The organism is Streptomyces sp. V4I23 (assembly GCF_030817975.1).
Lineage (GTDB): Bacteria > Actinomycetota > Actinomycetes > Streptomycetales > Streptomycetaceae > Streptomyces.
The window spans coordinates 4,338,689-4,355,056 of the sequence record NZ_JAUSZW010000004.1; the positions used below are offsets into that span (position 1 = coordinate 4,338,689).

A 16,368-nucleotide genomic window follows, 5' to 3' on the forward strand; every position below is an offset into this window, starting at 1 on the left:
CACTTTCCCCTTGGTGAACTCTGAGCGACGACTGTTCGAGGTGCCACCCGTTTGGCTGGGAGAGTGTCCGGGACCCCGCATAACCTGGGATGCATGGACGTGAACGCGGCGGTCGCCGCAGCGGCAGCGATCGCCGGTCTTTGCACCGGCGTCATCGCGGTGCTGGCGTTCCGCTGGAGCGAGCGGGAACAGAAGCGCCCCACCCGCACCTCGCTCCACACCGATGCCGTGCTGCCGCCCGGCGTCGACACAGTGCTGTCCGTCCTCCGCTCCTCCGCGGTCGTCCTGGACGAGTCCGACTCGGTCGTCAAGGCCAGCTCCGCGGCGTACGCACTCGGTCTGGTCCGCGGCGGAAAGCTCGCCGTCGAACCAATGCTGCACATGGCCCGTGACACCCGGCGCGACGGCGAGATACGGCAGGTCGAGCTGGACCTGCCCCGGCGCGGCACCGGCCGCGGCGAGGCCCTGGCCGTCTCCGCCCGCGTCGCCCCGCTCGGCTCGCGCCTCGTCCTCCTCCTCGTCGAGGACCTCACCGAGGCACGCCGGATAGAGGCGGTGCGGCGCGACTTCGTCGCCAACGTCAGCCATGAGCTCAAGACCCCGGTCGGCGCGCTCTCGCTGCTCTCCGAGGCGGTCATGGACGCCTCGGACGACCCCGAGGCGGTCATGCGCTTCGCCGGCCGTATGCAGATCGAGGCGACCCGGCTCACCAACCTCGTACAGGAACTCATCGACCTCTCCCGGGTCCAGAACGACGACCCCCTGGAGGACTCCGAGCCCGTGCGCGTGGACGAACTGGTCGCCGAGGCCATCGACCGCTCCCGGCACACCGCGTCCACCAAGCAGATCACCATGGCCTCGGGCGGCACCGCCGACCTCAGCATCTGGGGAAGCCGCGGCCAGCTCGCCGCCGCCCTCGGCAACCTCGTCGAGAACGCGGTCAACTACTCACCGGCCCGTACGCGCGTCGGCATCTCCGCCCGCCGGGTCAGCGCACCCGGGGGCGACCTCATCGAGATCGCCGTCACCGACCAGGGCATCGGTATCTCCGAGAAGGACCGAGAGCGGATCTTCGAGCGGTTCTACCGCGTCGATCCCGCCCGCTCCCGTGCCACCGGAGGCACCGGCCTGGGCCTCGCCATCGTCAAGCACGTGGCCGCCTCGCACGGCGGGGAGGTCACGGTGTGGAGCTCCGAGGGACAGGGCTCCACGTTCACCCTGCGGCTGCCCGAGGCGGGCGCCGCACGGGACCGCGCCACCACCACCGGCCCGGATCGCGTCGACGAGGACGACGACCGGCCTTACGACACCGATCCGAACAGTGAAATTCCTGCCCCGGAGGTCCTTCCGTGACCCGAGTGCTCGTCGTCGAGGATGAGGAATCCTTCAGCGACGCCCTGTCCTACATGCTCCGCAAGGAGGGCTTCGAGGTCGCCGTGGCGACCACGGGTCCCGAGGGTCTCGACGAGTTCGAGCGCAACGGCGCCGACCTCGTGCTCCTCGACCTGATGCTGCCCGGCCTGCCCGGTACCGAGGTCTGCCGCCAACTGCGCGGCCGCTCGAACGTCCCGGTCATCATGGTGACCGCGAAGGACAGCGAGATCGACAAGGTCGTCGGGCTGGAGATAGGAGCCGACGACTACGTGACCAAGCCCTTCTCCTCGCGGGAGCTGGTCGCCCGCATCCGCGCGGTGCTGCGCCGCCGCGGTGAGCCGGAGGAGGTCACCCCCGCCGCCCTGGAGGCCGGCCCCGTCCGGATGGACGTGGACCGCCACGTCGTCACCGTCTCCGGCGGCAAGGTCGACCTGCCGCTGAAGGAGTTCGACCTGCTGGAGATGCTGCTGCGCAACGCGGGCCGGGTCCTGACCCGTATGCAGCTCATCGACCGGGTCTGGGGCGCGGACTACGTCGGCGACACCAAGACTCTCGACGTCCACGTCAAGCGCCTGCGCGCGAAGATCGAGCCGGACCCGGGAGCCCCGCGCTACCTGGTGACGGTCCGCGGCCTGGGCTACAAGTTCGAGCCGTAGACCGCGGAACGAGCGGAACGCCTACGGCCGGCGCCAGGCACGCCGAGCGCGTCCGGCACGCAGGCCGGGAAGGGCGCCCACCGATCTCGGTGGGCGCCCTTCCCGTACGCCTGGTGCGCGGTGTGTCAGTGACCCGAGCCGTGCGACGCCGACGCCGAGTCCGACGGGGACGCCGCCTCGCCGCCCGCGGCCTCGCGCTGCTCGTCGGAGACGGCCGGAGAGCCCGACGGGGAACCGGCCGGAGAGGCCGACGGCGACTGTGCGGCCGGCTGCTCGGCCGTCGGCTTCGGCGACGAGGACGGGCCGAAGTCCGCGTAGTAGCCGGTGGCCGGGACGACGAACGCCAGCATCTTCACGTCGCCGGTCTCGCTGAAGCGGAAGACGACCTCCTGCGTGTCGCCGTTCTTCACCGCCTCGTGGCCGCCCGCGATCACGGCGGACGCGTTGCCCTTGCCGCCGATGATCACCGAGCCGCCGGCCGGGACCGTGATCGGGCCCGAACCCTGGGCCGCCTTGAGCTCGACCTTCGCGTCGGAGCCCGGGAGCGTGATCGAGTCGAGGGTCTGCTTCTGGGTGCCGTCGTTGAAGACCGTGACGCTGACGGCCGCCGCGCCCTGGGCCGCGGGCTCGGGCTGCGTGATGACGGTCGCGTTCTGGAGCTTGAGGTTGTCGACGGCCGTCGCGGCGTTGTCCGGCCTGACGCCGAGGGTCTGCGCGTCGTTGCCCGCACCGCAGGCGGAGAGCGAGGCGATCGAGAAGACGATGGCAGCGCCGGCGAGGGCACCGCGTCGAAGGCTGCTGCTCACGGCGGCGGCATCTCCTTGGACGTACGGACTGTTGGGTGGCTGTCACCGGCCTGTGGCGTCAGCTCGCGCTCAGGTTACCGAGCCGCAGGTCGCGCCCCGCACCCGACCCGCCCTTTGCCCGCGCGGCCCGCGTGCCGGGGGTCGCGGGCCGGCGGCGGCAGCATGGTTTCGGACTTCGGACGGCTGCCCCGATCATGCCGATACGCACGCCGTTCACATAACGCCGGTGATCAATTTCCCGGGCGGCCATGTTTTCCTTACGAATAGCCCGACGTGATCAATTGTGGATTCGGTGCCGCCAGGGCCGGACGAGTGACCGATCCTCGAACGGACTACATGAACTCGGCCATCGAGAACCCGGCAAATCGGGACGTTCAACCCCTTGGAAGGGGGGTGCGCGGTGTGTAACGTGTGCGTTTCTGTGTGCCCGCGCAGCCGCTCCGACCTGCGAATACCCCCCTCCGCAAGCCGTCCGCAGCACGTTCGTGTCGCTGTTGTCAAGCCCCGAGATATGCCCTGACCTGCGAAAACGCCATTCAGAAGAAGCCGTATCCGTGTTACCCTGGATAGCCACGGAAGGGGTACCTGTCACATGACGTTCAAGGTTGGCGACACCGTGGTCTATCCCCATCACGGGGCCGCGCTGATCGAGGCCATCGAAACTCGCCAGATCAAAGGCGTGGACAAGACCTACTTGGTGCTCAAGGTCGCCCAGGGCGACCTGACGGTTCGCGTACCGGCGGACAATGCGGAGTTCGTCGGCGTTCGCGATGTGGTCGGTCAGGACGGGCTCGACCGGGTCTTCGAGGTTCTTCGCGCACCTTACGCGGAGGAGCCGACGAACTGGTCCCGGCGCTACAAGGCAAATCTCGAGAAGCTCGCCTCCGGCGATGTCATCAAGGTCGCCGAAGTAGTACGTGACCTGTGGCGGCGCGAGCGCGAGCGCGGGCTTTCCGCCGGTGAGAAGCGGATGCTCGCAAAGGCGCGCCAGATCCTGGTGAGCGAGCTCGCCCTCGCTGAGAACACCAACGAGGACAAGGCCGAGGCCCTGCTCGACGAGGTCCTCGCGTCCTGACGCACGATTGATGCCGCGGTGCCCGCTGACACGCTGGACGATCCAGCCTGTCGCCGGGCGCTGCGGCATGTTCGTCCACGAGTGTCATGTCGTCGACGTCTCACGTCGACCACCCGCCGCTCGCACATCACACCGTGCGCTGTTGTGGTGTGCCGGGCCCGGGCGGCTGGCGCAGACCAGTGGTCACGGAAGGGTCCGGTCAAGGCGTCGCGCCCGGCACTCCCCCCACCTGACGGCCGGGGGCATGCCCAGGCCATACCCATGTCGGCCGAGGAAACAAACCTGCCGGAGTGCAACCGATGCCAGACCAACCGCGCCCCTACCGCACCGCAGCCGTGATCCCGGCAGCCGGCCGGGGCGTGCGCCTCGGACCGGGCGCCCCCAAGGCCCTGCGCGCGCTGAACGGCACGCCCATCCTGGTCCACGCCGTCCGCGCCATGGCCGCGTCCCGCGCCGTCTCCCTCGTCGTCGTCGTGGCGCCGCCGGACGGTGCCGCCGACGTCAAGCGCCTCATGGACGCCCACGCCCTGCCGGAGCGGACGGACTACCTCGTCGTCCCCGGCGGCGACAGCCGCCAGGAATCCGTACGCCTCGGGCTCGACGCCCTCCCCGACGGCATCGACATCGTCCTGGTCCACGACGCGGCGCGCCCGCTCGTGCCCGTCGAGACCGTGGACGCCGTCATCGAGGCCGTGCGCGACGGCGCGCCCGCCGTCGTACCGGCGCTGCCGCTCGCCGACACCGTCAAGGAGATCGAGCCGGTACCGGAGGGCGAGCCCGAGCCGGTCGTCGCCACCCCCGAGCGAGCCCGTCTGCGCGCCGTGCAGACCCCGCAGGGCTTCGACCACGACACCCTCGTCCGCGCGCACCGGACCGTGACCGGCGACGTCACCGACGACGCGAGCATGGTCGAGCAGCTCGGCCTCAAGGTCGTCGTCGTCCCCGGCCACGAAGAGGCCTTCAAGGTGACCCGGCCGCTCGACCTCGTCCTCGCCGAGGCCGTACTCGCCCGCAGGAGGGCCAACGATGGCTTCTGAGCCGCTGAACCTCCCCCTCGTCGGCATCGGCACCGATGTGCACGCCTTCGAGAAGGGCCGCGAACTGTGGTGCGCCGGTCTGCTCTGGGAGGACGCCGACGGATACGGGCTCGCCGGCCACTCGGACGGTGACGTCGCCGCGCACGCCGCCTGCGACGCCCTGTTCTCCGCCGCCGGCATCGGCGACCTCGGCGCCCACTTCGGCACCTCCCGGCCCGAGTGGTCCGGCGCCTCCGGCGTCACCCTCCTCGCGGAGGCCGCGCGGATCGTGCGTGCCGAGGGATTCGAGATCGGCAATGTCTCCGTTCAGGTGATCGGCGTGCGACCGAAGATCGGAAAGCGGCGCGACGAGGCGCAGAAGGCGCTCTCGGCCGCCGCGGGCGCCCCCGTCTCCGTTTCCGGCACCACCACCGACGGGCTCGGCCTGACCGGACGGGCCGAGGGGCTCGCCGCCGTCGCGACCGCGCTCATCGTGCGGAGAGGCTGAATCCGTTTCCCGGGCGATATCACAAGTTGCCCCGCGAACCCCACAGGGGGCGCGGGGCACTGCCATCCGCCCACTACCCTTGATGCGTGACTATTCGCCTGTACGACACCAGCGCCCGGCAGATCCGTGACTTCACCCCCCTCGTGCCGGGTTGCGTCTCGATCTACCTGTGTGGCGCCACCGTGCAGGCCGCACCGCACATCGGGCACATCAGGTCGGGCCTCAACTTCGACATCATGCGCCGCTGGTTCGAGTACCGCGGCTACGACGTGACGTTCATCCGCAACGTCACGGACATCGACGACAAGATCATCAACAAGTCGGCCGAGCAGAACCGGCCGTGGTGGTCCATCGGCTACGAGAACGAGCGCGCGTTCAACCACGGCTACGAGGCACTCGGCTGCCTCCCGCCCACCTACGAACCGCGCGCCACCGGCCACGTCACCGAAATGGTCGAGATGATGCGCGGCCTCATCGAGCGCGGCCACGCGTACGAGGCGGACGGCAGCGTCTACTTCGACGTGCGCTCCTTCCCCGACTACCTGGCGCTGTCCAACCAGGACATCGACGACCTGCGCCAGCCCGCCGAGGAAGGCATCACCGGCAAGCGCGACCCGCGCGACTTCGCCATGTGGAAGGCGACCAAGCCGGGCGAGCCCGACTGGGAGACGCCCTGGGGACGCGGCCGCCCCGGCTGGCACCTCGAGTGCTCGGCCATGGCCCACAAGTACCTGGGCTCCGCGTTCGACATCCACGGCGGCGGCCTCGACCTGATCTTCCCGCACCACGAGAACGAGATCGCCCAGGCCAAGGCCTTCGGCGACGACTTTGCCTCGTACTGGGTGCACAACGCCTGGGTCACCATGAGCGGCGAGAAGATGTCCAAGTCGCTCGGCAACTCGGTGCTCGTCAGCGAGATGGTCAAGAACTGGCGCCCCATCGTCCTGCGTTACTACCTCGGCACCCCGCACTACCGCTCGATGATCGAGTACAGCGAGGAGGCACTGCGGGAGGCCGAGTCCGCGTTCGCCCGCATCGAGGGATTCGTGCAGCGCGTCGTGGAGAAGGCGGGGGGCGTCGTCGCGCCCGCCGACGAGGTACCGCTCGCCTTCGCCGAGGCCATGGACGACGACCTCGGGGTGCCGCAGGCCCTCGCGATCGTCCACACCACCGTCCGGCAGGGCAACTCCGCCCTGGCCGCCGACGACAAGGAAGCCGCCGTGGCCCGCCTCGCCGAGGTCCGTGCCATGCTCGGTGTCCTCGGCCTCGACCCGCTCGACGAGCGCTGGGCGGGCGAGGGCGACCGCGGCGACGACCTCCACGGCGTGGTCGACTCCCTGGTGCGCCTGGTGCTGGAGCAGCGCGAGGCCGCCCGCTCCCGCAAGGACTGGGCCACCGCCGACGCCATCCGCGACCAGCTCGGCCAGTCCGGACTCGTCATCGAGGACAGCCCCGACGGACCCCGGTGGACCCTCGGGCCCCGCTGAGCCACAGGCGCGATGTGCCGCCCGGAGCGCCGGGCGGCACACTTCCTTACGTACACACTTTTGTTTGAGCGAGCTTTACAGAAACAGGTAGGTCATGGCCGGGAACAGCCAGCGCAGGAACCGCCGCACGTCCAACAAGAAGGGCGCGCAGGTCGGCAGCGGTGGCAAGCGGCGCCGCTCACTCGAGGGCAAGGGTCCGACGCCGCCCGCCTCCGCCCGCAAGGGACACGTCAAGAACCGCCTCGCCAACGCCAAGGCCAAGCAGGCCCAGCGCCGTCCCGTGGCCCGCCGCGGCGGCAAGGGCACCTCGGAGATGGTCGTCGGCCGCAACCCGGTCTTCGAGGCGCTGCGCGACGGCGTGCCCGCCTCCACGCTCTACGTGCAGCAGTTCATCGACAACGACGAACGCGTCCGCGAGGCGCTCCAGCTCGCCACCGGCCGCGGCAACATCAACATCATGGAGGCGCCGCGCCCCGAACTCGACCGCATGACGAACGGGCTCAACCACCAGGGCCTGGTGCTCCAGGTCCCGCCGTACGAGTACGCCCACCCCGAGGACCTCGCGGCCGCCGCCTTCGACGACGGCGAGGACCCGCTGATCGTCGCGCTCGACGGCGTGACCGACCCGCGCAACCTCGGCGCGGTCGTCCGCTCCGTATCGGCGTTCGGGGGCCACGGCGTCGTCGTGCCCGAGCGCCGGGCGGCCGGCATGACCGCCGGCGCCTGGAAGACCTCGGCCGGCACGGCCGCGCGCACGCCGGTCGCACGCGCCACCAACCTGACCCGCGCACTGGAGTCGTACCAGAAGGCCGGTCTCACCGTCGTCGGCCTCGCCGCCGACGGCGACACCGAGATCGGCGAGCTCGAGGCGCTCGGCGGCCCCGTCGTGATCGTGGTCGGCAGCGAGGGCAAGGGCCTGTCCCGCCTGGTCGGCGAGACCTGCGACCACCTGGTCCGCATCCCGATGCCCGGCGGCGCGGAGTCCCTGAACGCGGGCGTCGCGGCGGGCGTCGTGCTCTACGAGGCGGCCAAGCGCCGCTGACTTGCCCAGCGGGGCCGCCCCGGGAACAACGGGGCGCCCCGGGAACGCAAGCGTTCCCGGGGCGCGTCCCTACCGGACAGACCCGGTGAAGCGCGGTCGAAAAGGCTCAAGAGGAGCGCTTGACGGGTCTCGGACAGATCGGGCCCGCCGGGGCCGTGCCCTAAACACACATCACTCGGTTAGATGAGTGTGGACACCAGAACGCCCCGGTCCGGGTTCGATGATCAGCCTGCGCTGAGCATGGTCAAGGTGGACTGCGATCCCGCGCAGGTCATCGTCAACCACGCCAGCTTCCGGGTGCGGCTCGCCCAGAGCGCGCGCCCCGCACGTGGCCTGGCGGACACCGCACGGCTCGCCTCCGTCGGCGCGGGCGCCGCGCGGCGCAGGGCGCCCGTCGTGTGGAGCGGCAGGTCCGCCCCCGGGGACTCCGGCGCGACCGGCCTCCTCCAGGCCGTGCGCAACTCCACCCTGGAGCACGACCCCTACAACTCCGGCGTCACCCAGGTCATGCCGCGCGTCGACCTCGGCGGCGACACCGTGCAGTACCCCGCGGTCACCGACGCACGACCCCTGCTGCCGCCCATGCGCCAGGCCGTCGGCGCCTACGACTCGTACGACTCCAACAGCCAGGGCGGCCGGGGCGGTCAGGACACGTCCAGCAGGGGCACGTACGGCACGGATCCGTACGGCACGGATCCGTACGGCACGGACCCGTACGGCCACAGCACGTACGACCCTGCGCCGTACGCCGAGATCTCGCCCACCGCCCACGCGCCCGCCAGCCACCGGTCCGCCGGCGACCCCACACGGCACGCCTACTACCCCGGCCGCCGCCTGAATCTCGGTGTGGTGCTCCTGCCGCTGCGCGTGTTCCTCGGACTGATCTCCGTGTACGCCGGCATGGGCAAGCTCTGCGACCCCGTCTACTTCGACGGCGGCCACCGCGGCTCCCTGGTCAAGTGGCTGAGCTCGCTCCACCCCTGGGCGCTGGCCGAGCCCCTGCGCGACTTCGCGCTCGCGCACCCCGTCGGCGCCGGACTCACCGTCGCCTTCCTCCAGGTCGTCGTCGGCGTCCTCACCGTCCTCGGCCTGTGGCAGCGCGTCGCCGCCGTCCTCGGCGCGCTGCTGTCCTCGGTGCTGATCCTCACCGTCAGCTGGCGGACCGTCCCCGTCTACGACGCCCCCGACTTCATCTTCCTCGCCGCCTGGTCCCCACTGATCATCGCGGGCGCCCCCGTCTACTCCGTCGACGGACGCCTCGCGGGCGAGGCCTGGCGCACCCTCGGCCCCCGCTCCGAGATCTGGGACCTGCGCCGCCGCGTCCTGTGCCGCGGCGGACTCGTCGCCGCCGTCGTCGTCGGCCTCACCATGCTCGTCGGCTCCATGCTCGGCGGTGCCGTCCGCTCCACCGAGATCGTCACCGTCCCCGGCCCCGGCCAGAACCCCAGCAACCACCTGCCCGGAGCCTCGCTCCCGCAGGAATCGAGCATCGAGCGCAGCTCCTCCAGCCCGCGCCAGGACCGGCCCTCCCCGTCCGCCAGCCGCTCAGGCGCCCCCACCTCCACGACCTCCGCACCCGCCGAGGACACCGTCCGCGAGACCGTCCCGGCCGACGGCGCCCCCAGCCAGACCCAGGGCACCGGCCAGCAGCCCCCCACCGGCTCCCAGCCCGCCCCGCCGCCCACCAGCGCCGGCCCCACGTCCAGCGGCGGCACCGGCTCCGGCGGCGCCTCCGGCGGCACCTCGGGCGGCACGACCGGAGGCTCCGGCGGCAGCGGCGGCTCCGGGAGCGGCGCCGTCATCGGCGGCCTGCTGGGCTGAGACCGCACACGCCGAGAGGGCGGTCACCGGAAGCGTCCGGTGACCGCCCTCTCGGTACGGTTCCTCGACTGCCCGCGCCGCCTGCCGACGCCGGCTCAGCGCACCTGCGAAGCGAGCTCCTTCGCGGCCTCCGTCAGATCCTTCGCCGTGTCGATCGCCCGCCAGTACGCCCCCTGCGGCAGCGGGAAGCCCGCCAGCCGCCGCTCACGCGCCAGCCGCGGAAACGTCGTGCGCTCGTGGTCGCCGACGTCCGGCAGCAGCCCCGTGAACGCCGCCGAGAACACGTACACGCCCGCGTTGATCAGATACGGCGACGGCGGCGACTCGATGAAGTCCGTGATGTGCCCGAACGCGTCCGTCTCCACCGCGCCCCACGGGATCCGCGGACGCGCCAGCGCCAGCGTCGCCGTCGCATCGCGCTCCTCGTGGAACGCCGCCATCTCCCGCAGCGAGAACCGCGTCCAGATGTCACCGTTCGTCGCGTACCACGGCTGTTCAGGATGCGGCAGGCTCTTCGCCGCGTACTTCAGACCGCCGCCACGGCCCAGCGGCTCCGTCTCCACCACCGTCGTGACCCGCAGCGGCAGATCGGCGCTCTCCAGCCACTTCTGGAGCACCTCGGCGAGATGGCCGCACGAGACCACCGCATCGGTCACGCCCTCCGCGGCCATCCAGGCCAGCTGATGCCCGATGATCGGCATCCCCGTGCCGGGGATCTCCACCATCGGCTTCGGGCGGTCGTCGGTGTACGGGCGCAGCCGGGAGCCCTGGCCACCGGCCAGGACCACGGCCTGCGTCGGATACGTAGGGGTCTGCATGCCGTGAACGATATGCGCACCGCCGGACACGACACGGACCGGACCCGCGAGTGCGGGCCCGGTCCGTCGAACCGGTCCGTGCGGTGCGCCGGCTGCCCGCGGCGCCGGGCCTCAGTGCCCGAGCGCCTGCTGCTGGACGCCCGTGGCGAAGGAGGTGTCGCAGACGGGCCGCGAGAACCGCTGCGCGCGCGTGGGCCCGTAACGGTCCACGGCGGCCCGGCCCAGGGAGCGGGCGATCGACATGCAGTGCTGGGCGAGCGACGGACGCGCCTCGACCTCGCGCTGCAGATGCGTGAGCGCGACGCCCGGGTCCTTCGCCTGCAGCTCCGTGAGCAGCCTGTCCCGCAGAACGTCCTGCGGGGCACGGGACGTGGCCCGTGTCGAGACGTGCTCCGAGGAGGCCGTGAGCATCTGCGACTTGGTGGCCTGTCCTGCCCACGGGACGGTGGAGACCGCGAGGGTTCCGGAGAGCACCAGGACGACAGGCAGAACGAGAGCGAGAGTGCGGCCGATTCGGCGGGCTGTGTGGGTCACGCGAGCGAGCGTAGCGGTCAGTAACAGCATGGCGACATCCAGTCACTCACGCGGGCGATGGTTCGAGGGTTGTTTTCGAATCGCACGTTGACGCACGAGGTGAAATGCCGCTGAATGCGCGAGATATATCCGAATGTGCGAAAAGCCGGGCTCCGCACGTCGAGTGCGGAGCCCGGCCTCTGTGCCACCGAACCGGAGCCGACCGGCGCGTCAGTCGCTCAGGCGCTCGCCCGTCGTCGTCGAGAAGACGTGGATCTCGCCCGGACGCGGCACGACGTGCAGCTCGCTGCCCTTGTCCGGCACGCTGCGGCCGCCGACGCGGACGACCAGGTCCTTGTGCTCGCCGCCGACCTGGGCGGAGCCGTACACGTAGCCGTCGGCGCCGAGCTCCTCGACGACGTTCACGGACACGGCGAGGCCGGCCGGGGCGTCCTTGGAGAGCGTCCTGGTCTCGGCGCCGCCGTGCTCGACGACGTCGAAGTGCTCGGGGCGGACGCCGACCGTCACCGTCGTGTCGCCCTTGTCGGCGGCGGCGGACAGGGCCTCGCGGGAGACCGGGACGACGCTGTTGCCGAACTTCACGCCGCCGTCGGTGATCGGGACCTCGACCAGGTTCATGGCCGGGGAGCCGATGAAGCCGGCGACGAAGAGGTTGGCCGGGCGGTCGTACATGTTGCGCGGCGAGTCGACCTGCTGGAGCAGACCGTCCTTGAGCACCGCCACACGGTCGCCCATGGTCATGGCCTCGACCTGGTCGTGCGTCACGTACACCGTGGTGATGCCGAGACGGCGCTGGAGCGAGGCGATCTGCGTACGCGTGGAGACACGCAGCTTGGCGTCGAGGTTCGACAGCGGCTCGTCCATGAGGAAGACCTGCGGCTCACGCACGATGGCCCGGCCCATGGCGACACGCTGGCGCTGACCACCGGAGAGCGCCTTGGGCTTGCGGTCCAGGTACTCGGTCAGGTCGAGGATCTTCGCGGCCTCTTCGACCTTCTTGCGGATCTCGCTCTTGTTGACGCCGGCGATCTTGAGCGCGAAGCCCATGTTGTCGGCGACGGTCATGTGCGGGTAGAGCGCGTAGTTCTGGAACACCATGGCGATGTCCCGGTCCTTGGGCGGCAGGTGCGTGACGTCGCGGTCACCGATGCGGATGGCGCCGCCGTTGACGTCCTCGAGCCCGGCGAGCATGCGCAGGGAGGTGGACTTTCCGCAGCCGGAGGGACCGACGAGGACGAGGAACTCGCCGTCCTCGGTCTGGATGTCGAGCTGGTCGACGGCGGGCTTGTCGGAACCCGGGTAGATCCGGGTCGCCTTGTCGAACGTGACAGTAGCCATGGTGAATGGCTCCCTTCACCGGCAGGAACGTGCCGGACGATCCGTTGTAGAGGGAGTGGTCCAGTCCACCCGTGGATGGACTTGCGGTGACGCTACCTGGCGATGCCGGATCTGTCAGCAGTCGGTGGTCAGGGAATTTCCCGCTTGCTCAACACGGTGGTGCCAGAGCACCCCACTTTTGACCTGAGCCCCTACGCGGTAGAGCCGGGTCCTTTTGACCTGCTACCGCATGAACGGTGCTTCCTGCTTCGACGCCCATCGCCGAACCGGAGTGGCCCTGAGGGCCACTCCCGTACGGTCTTACGCGGGCTCCACAGGCATGACGGCCGACGGCCCGTCGGTCCGTACCTCTCACGCTGCCAGATGGACCTCTGGCAGCTCCGAAGCCTTGATCACCGGCGGCATGGGCCTACCCGGCGGCAATGCCATCGCCACCGACCAGAACAGCCGCATCCCCTCGTCCCGAAGGTTCACCGCGGCGTTCACGTCCCGGTCGTGCAGCACGCCGCACTCCTCGCAGGTCCACTCGCGCACCGACACATCCAGCTTCGGACCCTTCGCATGGCATGCGGAGCAACGGCGGGTCGACGGGAAGAAGCGGTCCACGATCACCAGCGTGCGCCCGTACCAGGCGCACTTGTAGCGCAGCTGACGCAGCAGCTCGCCCCACGCCGCATCGATGATCGACTGGTTCAGCTTCGCCTTTCTCCGCCGTCCCTTCCCCACGGCCGGGCGCAGCCAGGCCAAGATCCAGACCGACCGCCTTCGGCTCGGTCCCACCCGGCAGAAACGCTGCAGGCAGAGGCTCGATCCGCTCCTCGACCAGCACCGACAGGAAATACCGGCCAGCTCGGTCCCGCGTCACCGCCAGCTTCACCGGCACCTCACCACGGGGAAGTGGCCGCGACCACCGCACATCGAGCGGCTCGGTCTGCTTGGCCAGCGTGACCAGCCCCGTGCCGGGCCGCTCCGGATCCTCGACCCAGCGGAACCCGGTCCGCACGTACGTCGCAGAATCCCGCGACCGGCGCTTCTTCTTCCGCTTCGGATACTTCGCCGTGCCCTTGAAGAACCGCGAGAACGCACCGTCCAGATGCCGCAGCGCCTGCTGCAACACCGCCGACGACACATCCCGCAGCCACGACGTCCCCTCCGCCCGACGCCACCCCGTCAGCGCCCGGCATGTCTCCGCGAAACCCACGGACACCCGGTGCTGCTCCCAGGCACGCGCCCGCAGGGCAAGCCCCTCGTTGTAGACCCACCGGCAGGCGCCGAAGGTCTGCTCCAGCTGCGCGGCCTGGTCCACGGTCGGATAGAAGCGGAAACGGTAGACGCGCTGCTGAGTGCCGGACTCCTTGGCGCGTCGCTGCAGGGGAACCGCCTCGCGCTTGTGGTGCTTGCGTCGGTCGGCGATGCCCAGGGCCTCGCGCTTGATGTGCTTGGCTTCCTCGCCGACGACGCGAGCAGGTGACTCCGTCATGCACCCCCCTGCTGTCCGACAGTCGGAACAGAACGTCAGTCCGTTCAACGAACGGATGAGTGAGTGGTTACGGCGAGCGCAAAGTTCTTCGCAGGTGGTCCGTGGCTCTGTGTAGAGTGGTGACGCTTTCGCGCACGTGTGACTCTGCGTGAAGTTGCCGCCTTAGCTCAATTGGTAGAGCAGCGACCTTGTAAGTCGCAGGTCGTCGGTTCGATTCCGACAGGCGGCTCCAACCAAATATGTGTCCCGGACCCTTCAGGTCCGGGACACTTCTGTTTTGCGGGGGCGTTTCGGGGTGTACCTGGGGAGGGGTGCGTCGGATGGGGCGTCGTTCGGGTGGATTGCTCGGAACCTGGGCGGAAGCACAGCGGCAGCAGCAGCGGCAACGTGAGGCGCAGCACTTGGCGGTGGTGCGTCAGCAGAGGGATCAGGAGCGGCAGCAACGGGCGTATGCGCGGGACATGGCGCGTATGCACCGGGAGCAGCAGGCCGCGTATCGCCGGCAGCGGGAGCAGGATGTTCTGCGGCGTACGCAGGAGCTGGATGCGCGAGTGGCCGAGTTGGAGGGGTTGCTCGTGGCGGGGTGCGGGGCGCCTGCCTTCGGTGTGGCGGCGTTGCGGAGGGCTGAGGAGGTGGAGCCGTTCGCGCCGGGGCCTTTGGCGCAGCCGGTGAGGATGCCGGATCCGGCTCATTACCAGTCGCAGGGCGGCTGGACGGCTGCCGGGCGGGCGCAGGCGGAGCAGGAGGTTCGGGCGCGTTTCGAGCGGGACTGGTATGCGGCGCAGGCTGCTGAGGCGAGGCGGCAGCAGGATTTGGCGGCGTATCGGCAGCAGTACGACACCTGGGCGCGTGCGCGACTGGCGGAGATCCGGGACCACAACGCCGGTATCGAGGATATGGCTCGGGCGTTGCGGGCGGGTGAGCCGGAGACGGTCGTGGAGTTCTTCTCGGCGGCTTTGTATGCGTCGAGGGCGTGGCCGGAGGGTTTTCCTCGGCAGGTGTCGGCGGCGTACGACCGGGTGGGGCAGCAGTTGGTGCTCGACTGGGAGCTGCCTGGCTACGAGGTGGTGCCGGAGGCGAAGGGCGTTCGGTATCTGGTCGGGACGGATCAGGAGAAGGAGATCGTCCGGCCGATGGCGCAGCGGAGGGCGCTGTACCGCGATGTGCTGGCGCAGAGTGTGTTGCTGGCGTTGCGGGAGTTGTTCGCGGCGGACGACTTCGGAGTGCTTCGTTCGGTGGCGCTGAACGGCTTCGTGGATGACGTGGATCCGGCGACGGGTCGGCCGTCTCGCATGGTCGTGGCCTCGGTGATGGTTGAGCGTGCCGATTTCGACGCGGTGCATTTGGAGCTGGTCGGTGCGGTGGAGTGTCTCACCGGGGGTTTCCGGGGACAGTTGTCGGCGCGTCCTGATCAGCGGGTGGGGGTGAGGCCGGGGCGGGTTCCGGAGCAGGTGGGCTCTGGGGTGGTGTCGCATGGTGGGGGTGATGAGCCGGAGCTGCTGGCGATGGACCCGGTCGAGTTCGAGGGTCTGGTGGCGGAGCTGTTCCGGGCTCGTGGGTTTCAGGCGATGACGACCCAGCGGTCGAATGACGGTGGCGTGGATGTGGACGCGGTCGATCCGGATCCGATCAGCGGCGGGAAGATCGTCGTGCAGGTGAAGCGCTACCGGAGCACGGTTCCGGTGGCGGCGGTGCGGGAGCTGTTCGGGACGGTTCAGGCGACCGGCGCCAACAAGGGGGTTCTGGTCACGACATCGGGGTTCGGGCCGGGGGCGTACACGTTTGCCAATGGCAAGCCGCTCACGCTTGTGTCGGGCGCGGAGCTGGTTGATCTGTTGCACCGGCACGGGCTGCGTGGGCGGCTCGGCGACGGAGGGGCGGCCCCGGCTCCTGCGTCGGCTGCGGACGAGGTTCCTGGTGGTGAACACGACTACAACGTGCTCGGGATGTCGTGGTCGGGCTCGGTGGCCTTGGACGTGTGTGCGCTGGTGTGTGCGGGGAACAGGGTGCTCGGCGACGAGTTCCTCGTGTTCTTCAACAATGAGACGACGCCGGACGGCTCTGTGCGCATGCTGGGTTCGTTCGCCGGGGATCGGACGGCGATTCGGGTGGCGTTCGATGCCTTGCCGGACGGGGCGGATCGACTTGTGCTGGTGGCGGCGGTTGATCCGGAAGTGAATCCGGATGCTGATCTTTCCACTTTCGTGGATGCGGGGATCCGGCTCCGGGATGCGTCGGGTGTGGAGGTGGACCGGTTGGTCGTGTCGGACGGTCGGGAGGGCGAGACGGCGCTGGTCCTGGGGTCGTTCCGGCGGCGTTCCAGCGGTGACTGGGAGTTCGTGCTGGGCGGCAAGGGCTACCGGGGTGGTCTGGAGGAGCTTGTGGGGGATTTCGGGATCGAGGTGGAGTGAGC

The 16,368-nt window shown here is 70.1% G+C and carries 14 protein-coding genes, 1 tRNA gene and 1 pseudogene; 10 read left to right on the forward strand and 6 right to left on the reverse strand.

The annotated features are described in order from the left end of the window. Positions 1-93: 93 nt before the first annotated feature. Positions 94-1,353 carry a cell wall metabolism sensor histidine kinase WalK gene (locus QFZ82_RS22025; protein WP_307714785.1) on the forward strand — a complete coding sequence of 420 codons (1,260 nt, stop codon included), beginning with the start codon at positions 94-96 and terminating at the stop codon, positions 1,351-1,353. Continuing rightward, positions 1,350-2,030 (forward strand): response regulator transcription factor, encoded by a 681-nt coding sequence (locus tag QFZ82_RS22030; RefSeq protein ID WP_018847140.1) that lies wholly within the window; start codon positions 1,350-1,352, stop codon positions 2,028-2,030. Before QFZ82_RS22025 ends, QFZ82_RS22030 begins: the two co-directional genes overlap by 4 nt. Before the next feature lie 125 nt (positions 2,031-2,155). Here the strand turns inward: QFZ82_RS22030 and QFZ82_RS22035 are convergent, their stop codons facing one another. Next, positions 2,156-2,836 carry a DUF461 domain-containing protein gene (locus QFZ82_RS22035; RefSeq protein ID WP_307714786.1) on the reverse strand — a complete coding sequence of 227 codons (681 nt, stop codon included), beginning with the start codon at positions 2,834-2,836 and terminating at the stop codon, positions 2,156-2,158. 592 nt (positions 2,837-3,428) lie between these two features. Between QFZ82_RS22035 and QFZ82_RS22040 the strand changes: the two genes are divergently transcribed. From QFZ82_RS22040 to QFZ82_RS22065, 6 genes are all read left to right on the forward strand, one after another. Then, positions 3,429-3,911 (forward strand): CarD family transcriptional regulator, encoded by a 483-nt coding sequence (locus QFZ82_RS22040; protein WP_003953493.1) that lies wholly within the window; start codon positions 3,429-3,431, stop codon positions 3,909-3,911. 299 nt (positions 3,912-4,210) lie between these two features. Beyond that, complete coding sequence (ispD, locus tag QFZ82_RS22045; RefSeq protein ID WP_307714787.1) at positions 4,211-4,948, forward strand: 2-C-methyl-D-erythritol 4-phosphate cytidylyltransferase; 738 nt, start codon at positions 4,211-4,213, stop codon at positions 4,946-4,948. Then, entirely contained in the window at positions 4,938-5,435 is a 498-nt protein-coding gene (ispF, locus tag QFZ82_RS22050) for a 2-C-methyl-D-erythritol 2,4-cyclodiphosphate synthase (protein ID WP_307714788.1), read from the forward strand. The genes ispD and ispF overlap by 11 nt, the downstream gene beginning before the upstream one ends. A gap of 86 nt (positions 5,436-5,521) precedes the next feature. After that, positions 5,522-6,922 carry a cysteine--tRNA ligase gene (gene cysS, locus QFZ82_RS22055; protein WP_307714789.1) on the forward strand — a complete coding sequence of 467 codons (1,401 nt, stop codon included), beginning with the start codon at positions 5,522-5,524 and terminating at the stop codon, positions 6,920-6,922. Positions 6,923-7,016: 94 nt separating this feature from the next. Continuing rightward, positions 7,017-7,964 (forward strand): 23S rRNA (guanosine(2251)-2'-O)-methyltransferase RlmB, encoded by a 948-nt coding sequence (gene rlmB / locus QFZ82_RS22060; RefSeq protein ID WP_307714790.1) that lies wholly within the window; start codon positions 7,017-7,019, stop codon positions 7,962-7,964. A gap of 183 nt (positions 7,965-8,147) precedes the next feature. Continuing rightward, positions 8,148-9,785: a DoxX family membrane protein gene (locus QFZ82_RS22065; RefSeq protein ID WP_307714791.1), complete on the forward strand. Its 1,638-nt coding sequence runs from the start codon at positions 8,148-8,150 to the stop codon at positions 9,783-9,785. Between the two features lie 95 nt (positions 9,786-9,880). Here QFZ82_RS22065 and QFZ82_RS22070 read toward each other — a convergent pair whose 3' ends face one another. From QFZ82_RS22070 to QFZ82_RS22090, 5 genes and pseudogenes are all read right to left on the reverse strand, one after another. After that, positions 9,881-10,603 (reverse strand): nucleotidyltransferase family protein, encoded by a 723-nt coding sequence (locus tag QFZ82_RS22070; protein ID WP_307714792.1) that lies wholly within the window; start codon positions 10,601-10,603, stop codon positions 9,881-9,883. A 111-nt stretch (positions 10,604-10,714) separates the two neighbouring features. Continuing rightward, positions 10,715-11,137, reverse strand: a complete 423-nt coding sequence (locus QFZ82_RS22075) for a hypothetical protein (RefSeq protein ID WP_177150267.1) — start codon at positions 11,135-11,137, stop codon at positions 10,715-10,717. A 210-nt stretch (positions 11,138-11,347) separates the two neighbouring features. Continuing rightward, positions 11,348-12,475: an ABC transporter ATP-binding protein gene (locus QFZ82_RS22080; RefSeq protein ID WP_307714793.1), complete on the reverse strand. Its 1,128-nt coding sequence runs from the start codon at positions 12,473-12,475 to the stop codon at positions 11,348-11,350. Between the two features lie 351 nt (positions 12,476-12,826). Next, on the reverse strand, positions 12,827-13,255 hold the full coding sequence (locus QFZ82_RS22085) for an RNA-guided endonuclease TnpB family protein (protein ID WP_307717800.1): 429 nt from the start codon (positions 13,253-13,255) through the stop codon (positions 12,827-12,829). 16 nt (positions 13,256-13,271) lie between these two features. Continuing rightward, positions 13,272-13,955, reverse strand: a pseudogene (locus tag QFZ82_RS22090) (RNA-guided endonuclease InsQ/TnpB family protein); the annotation flags it as partial. Between the two features lie 156 nt (positions 13,956-14,111). Here QFZ82_RS22090 and QFZ82_RS22095 point away from each other — a divergent pair. Then, positions 14,112-14,187, forward strand: a tRNA-Thr gene (locus tag QFZ82_RS22095). A gap of 88 nt (positions 14,188-14,275) precedes the next feature. After that, on the forward strand, positions 14,276-16,366 hold the full coding sequence (locus QFZ82_RS22100) for a restriction endonuclease (protein WP_307714794.1): 2,091 nt from the start codon (positions 14,276-14,278) through the stop codon (positions 16,364-16,366). Positions 16,367-16,368: the final 2 nt, after the last annotated feature.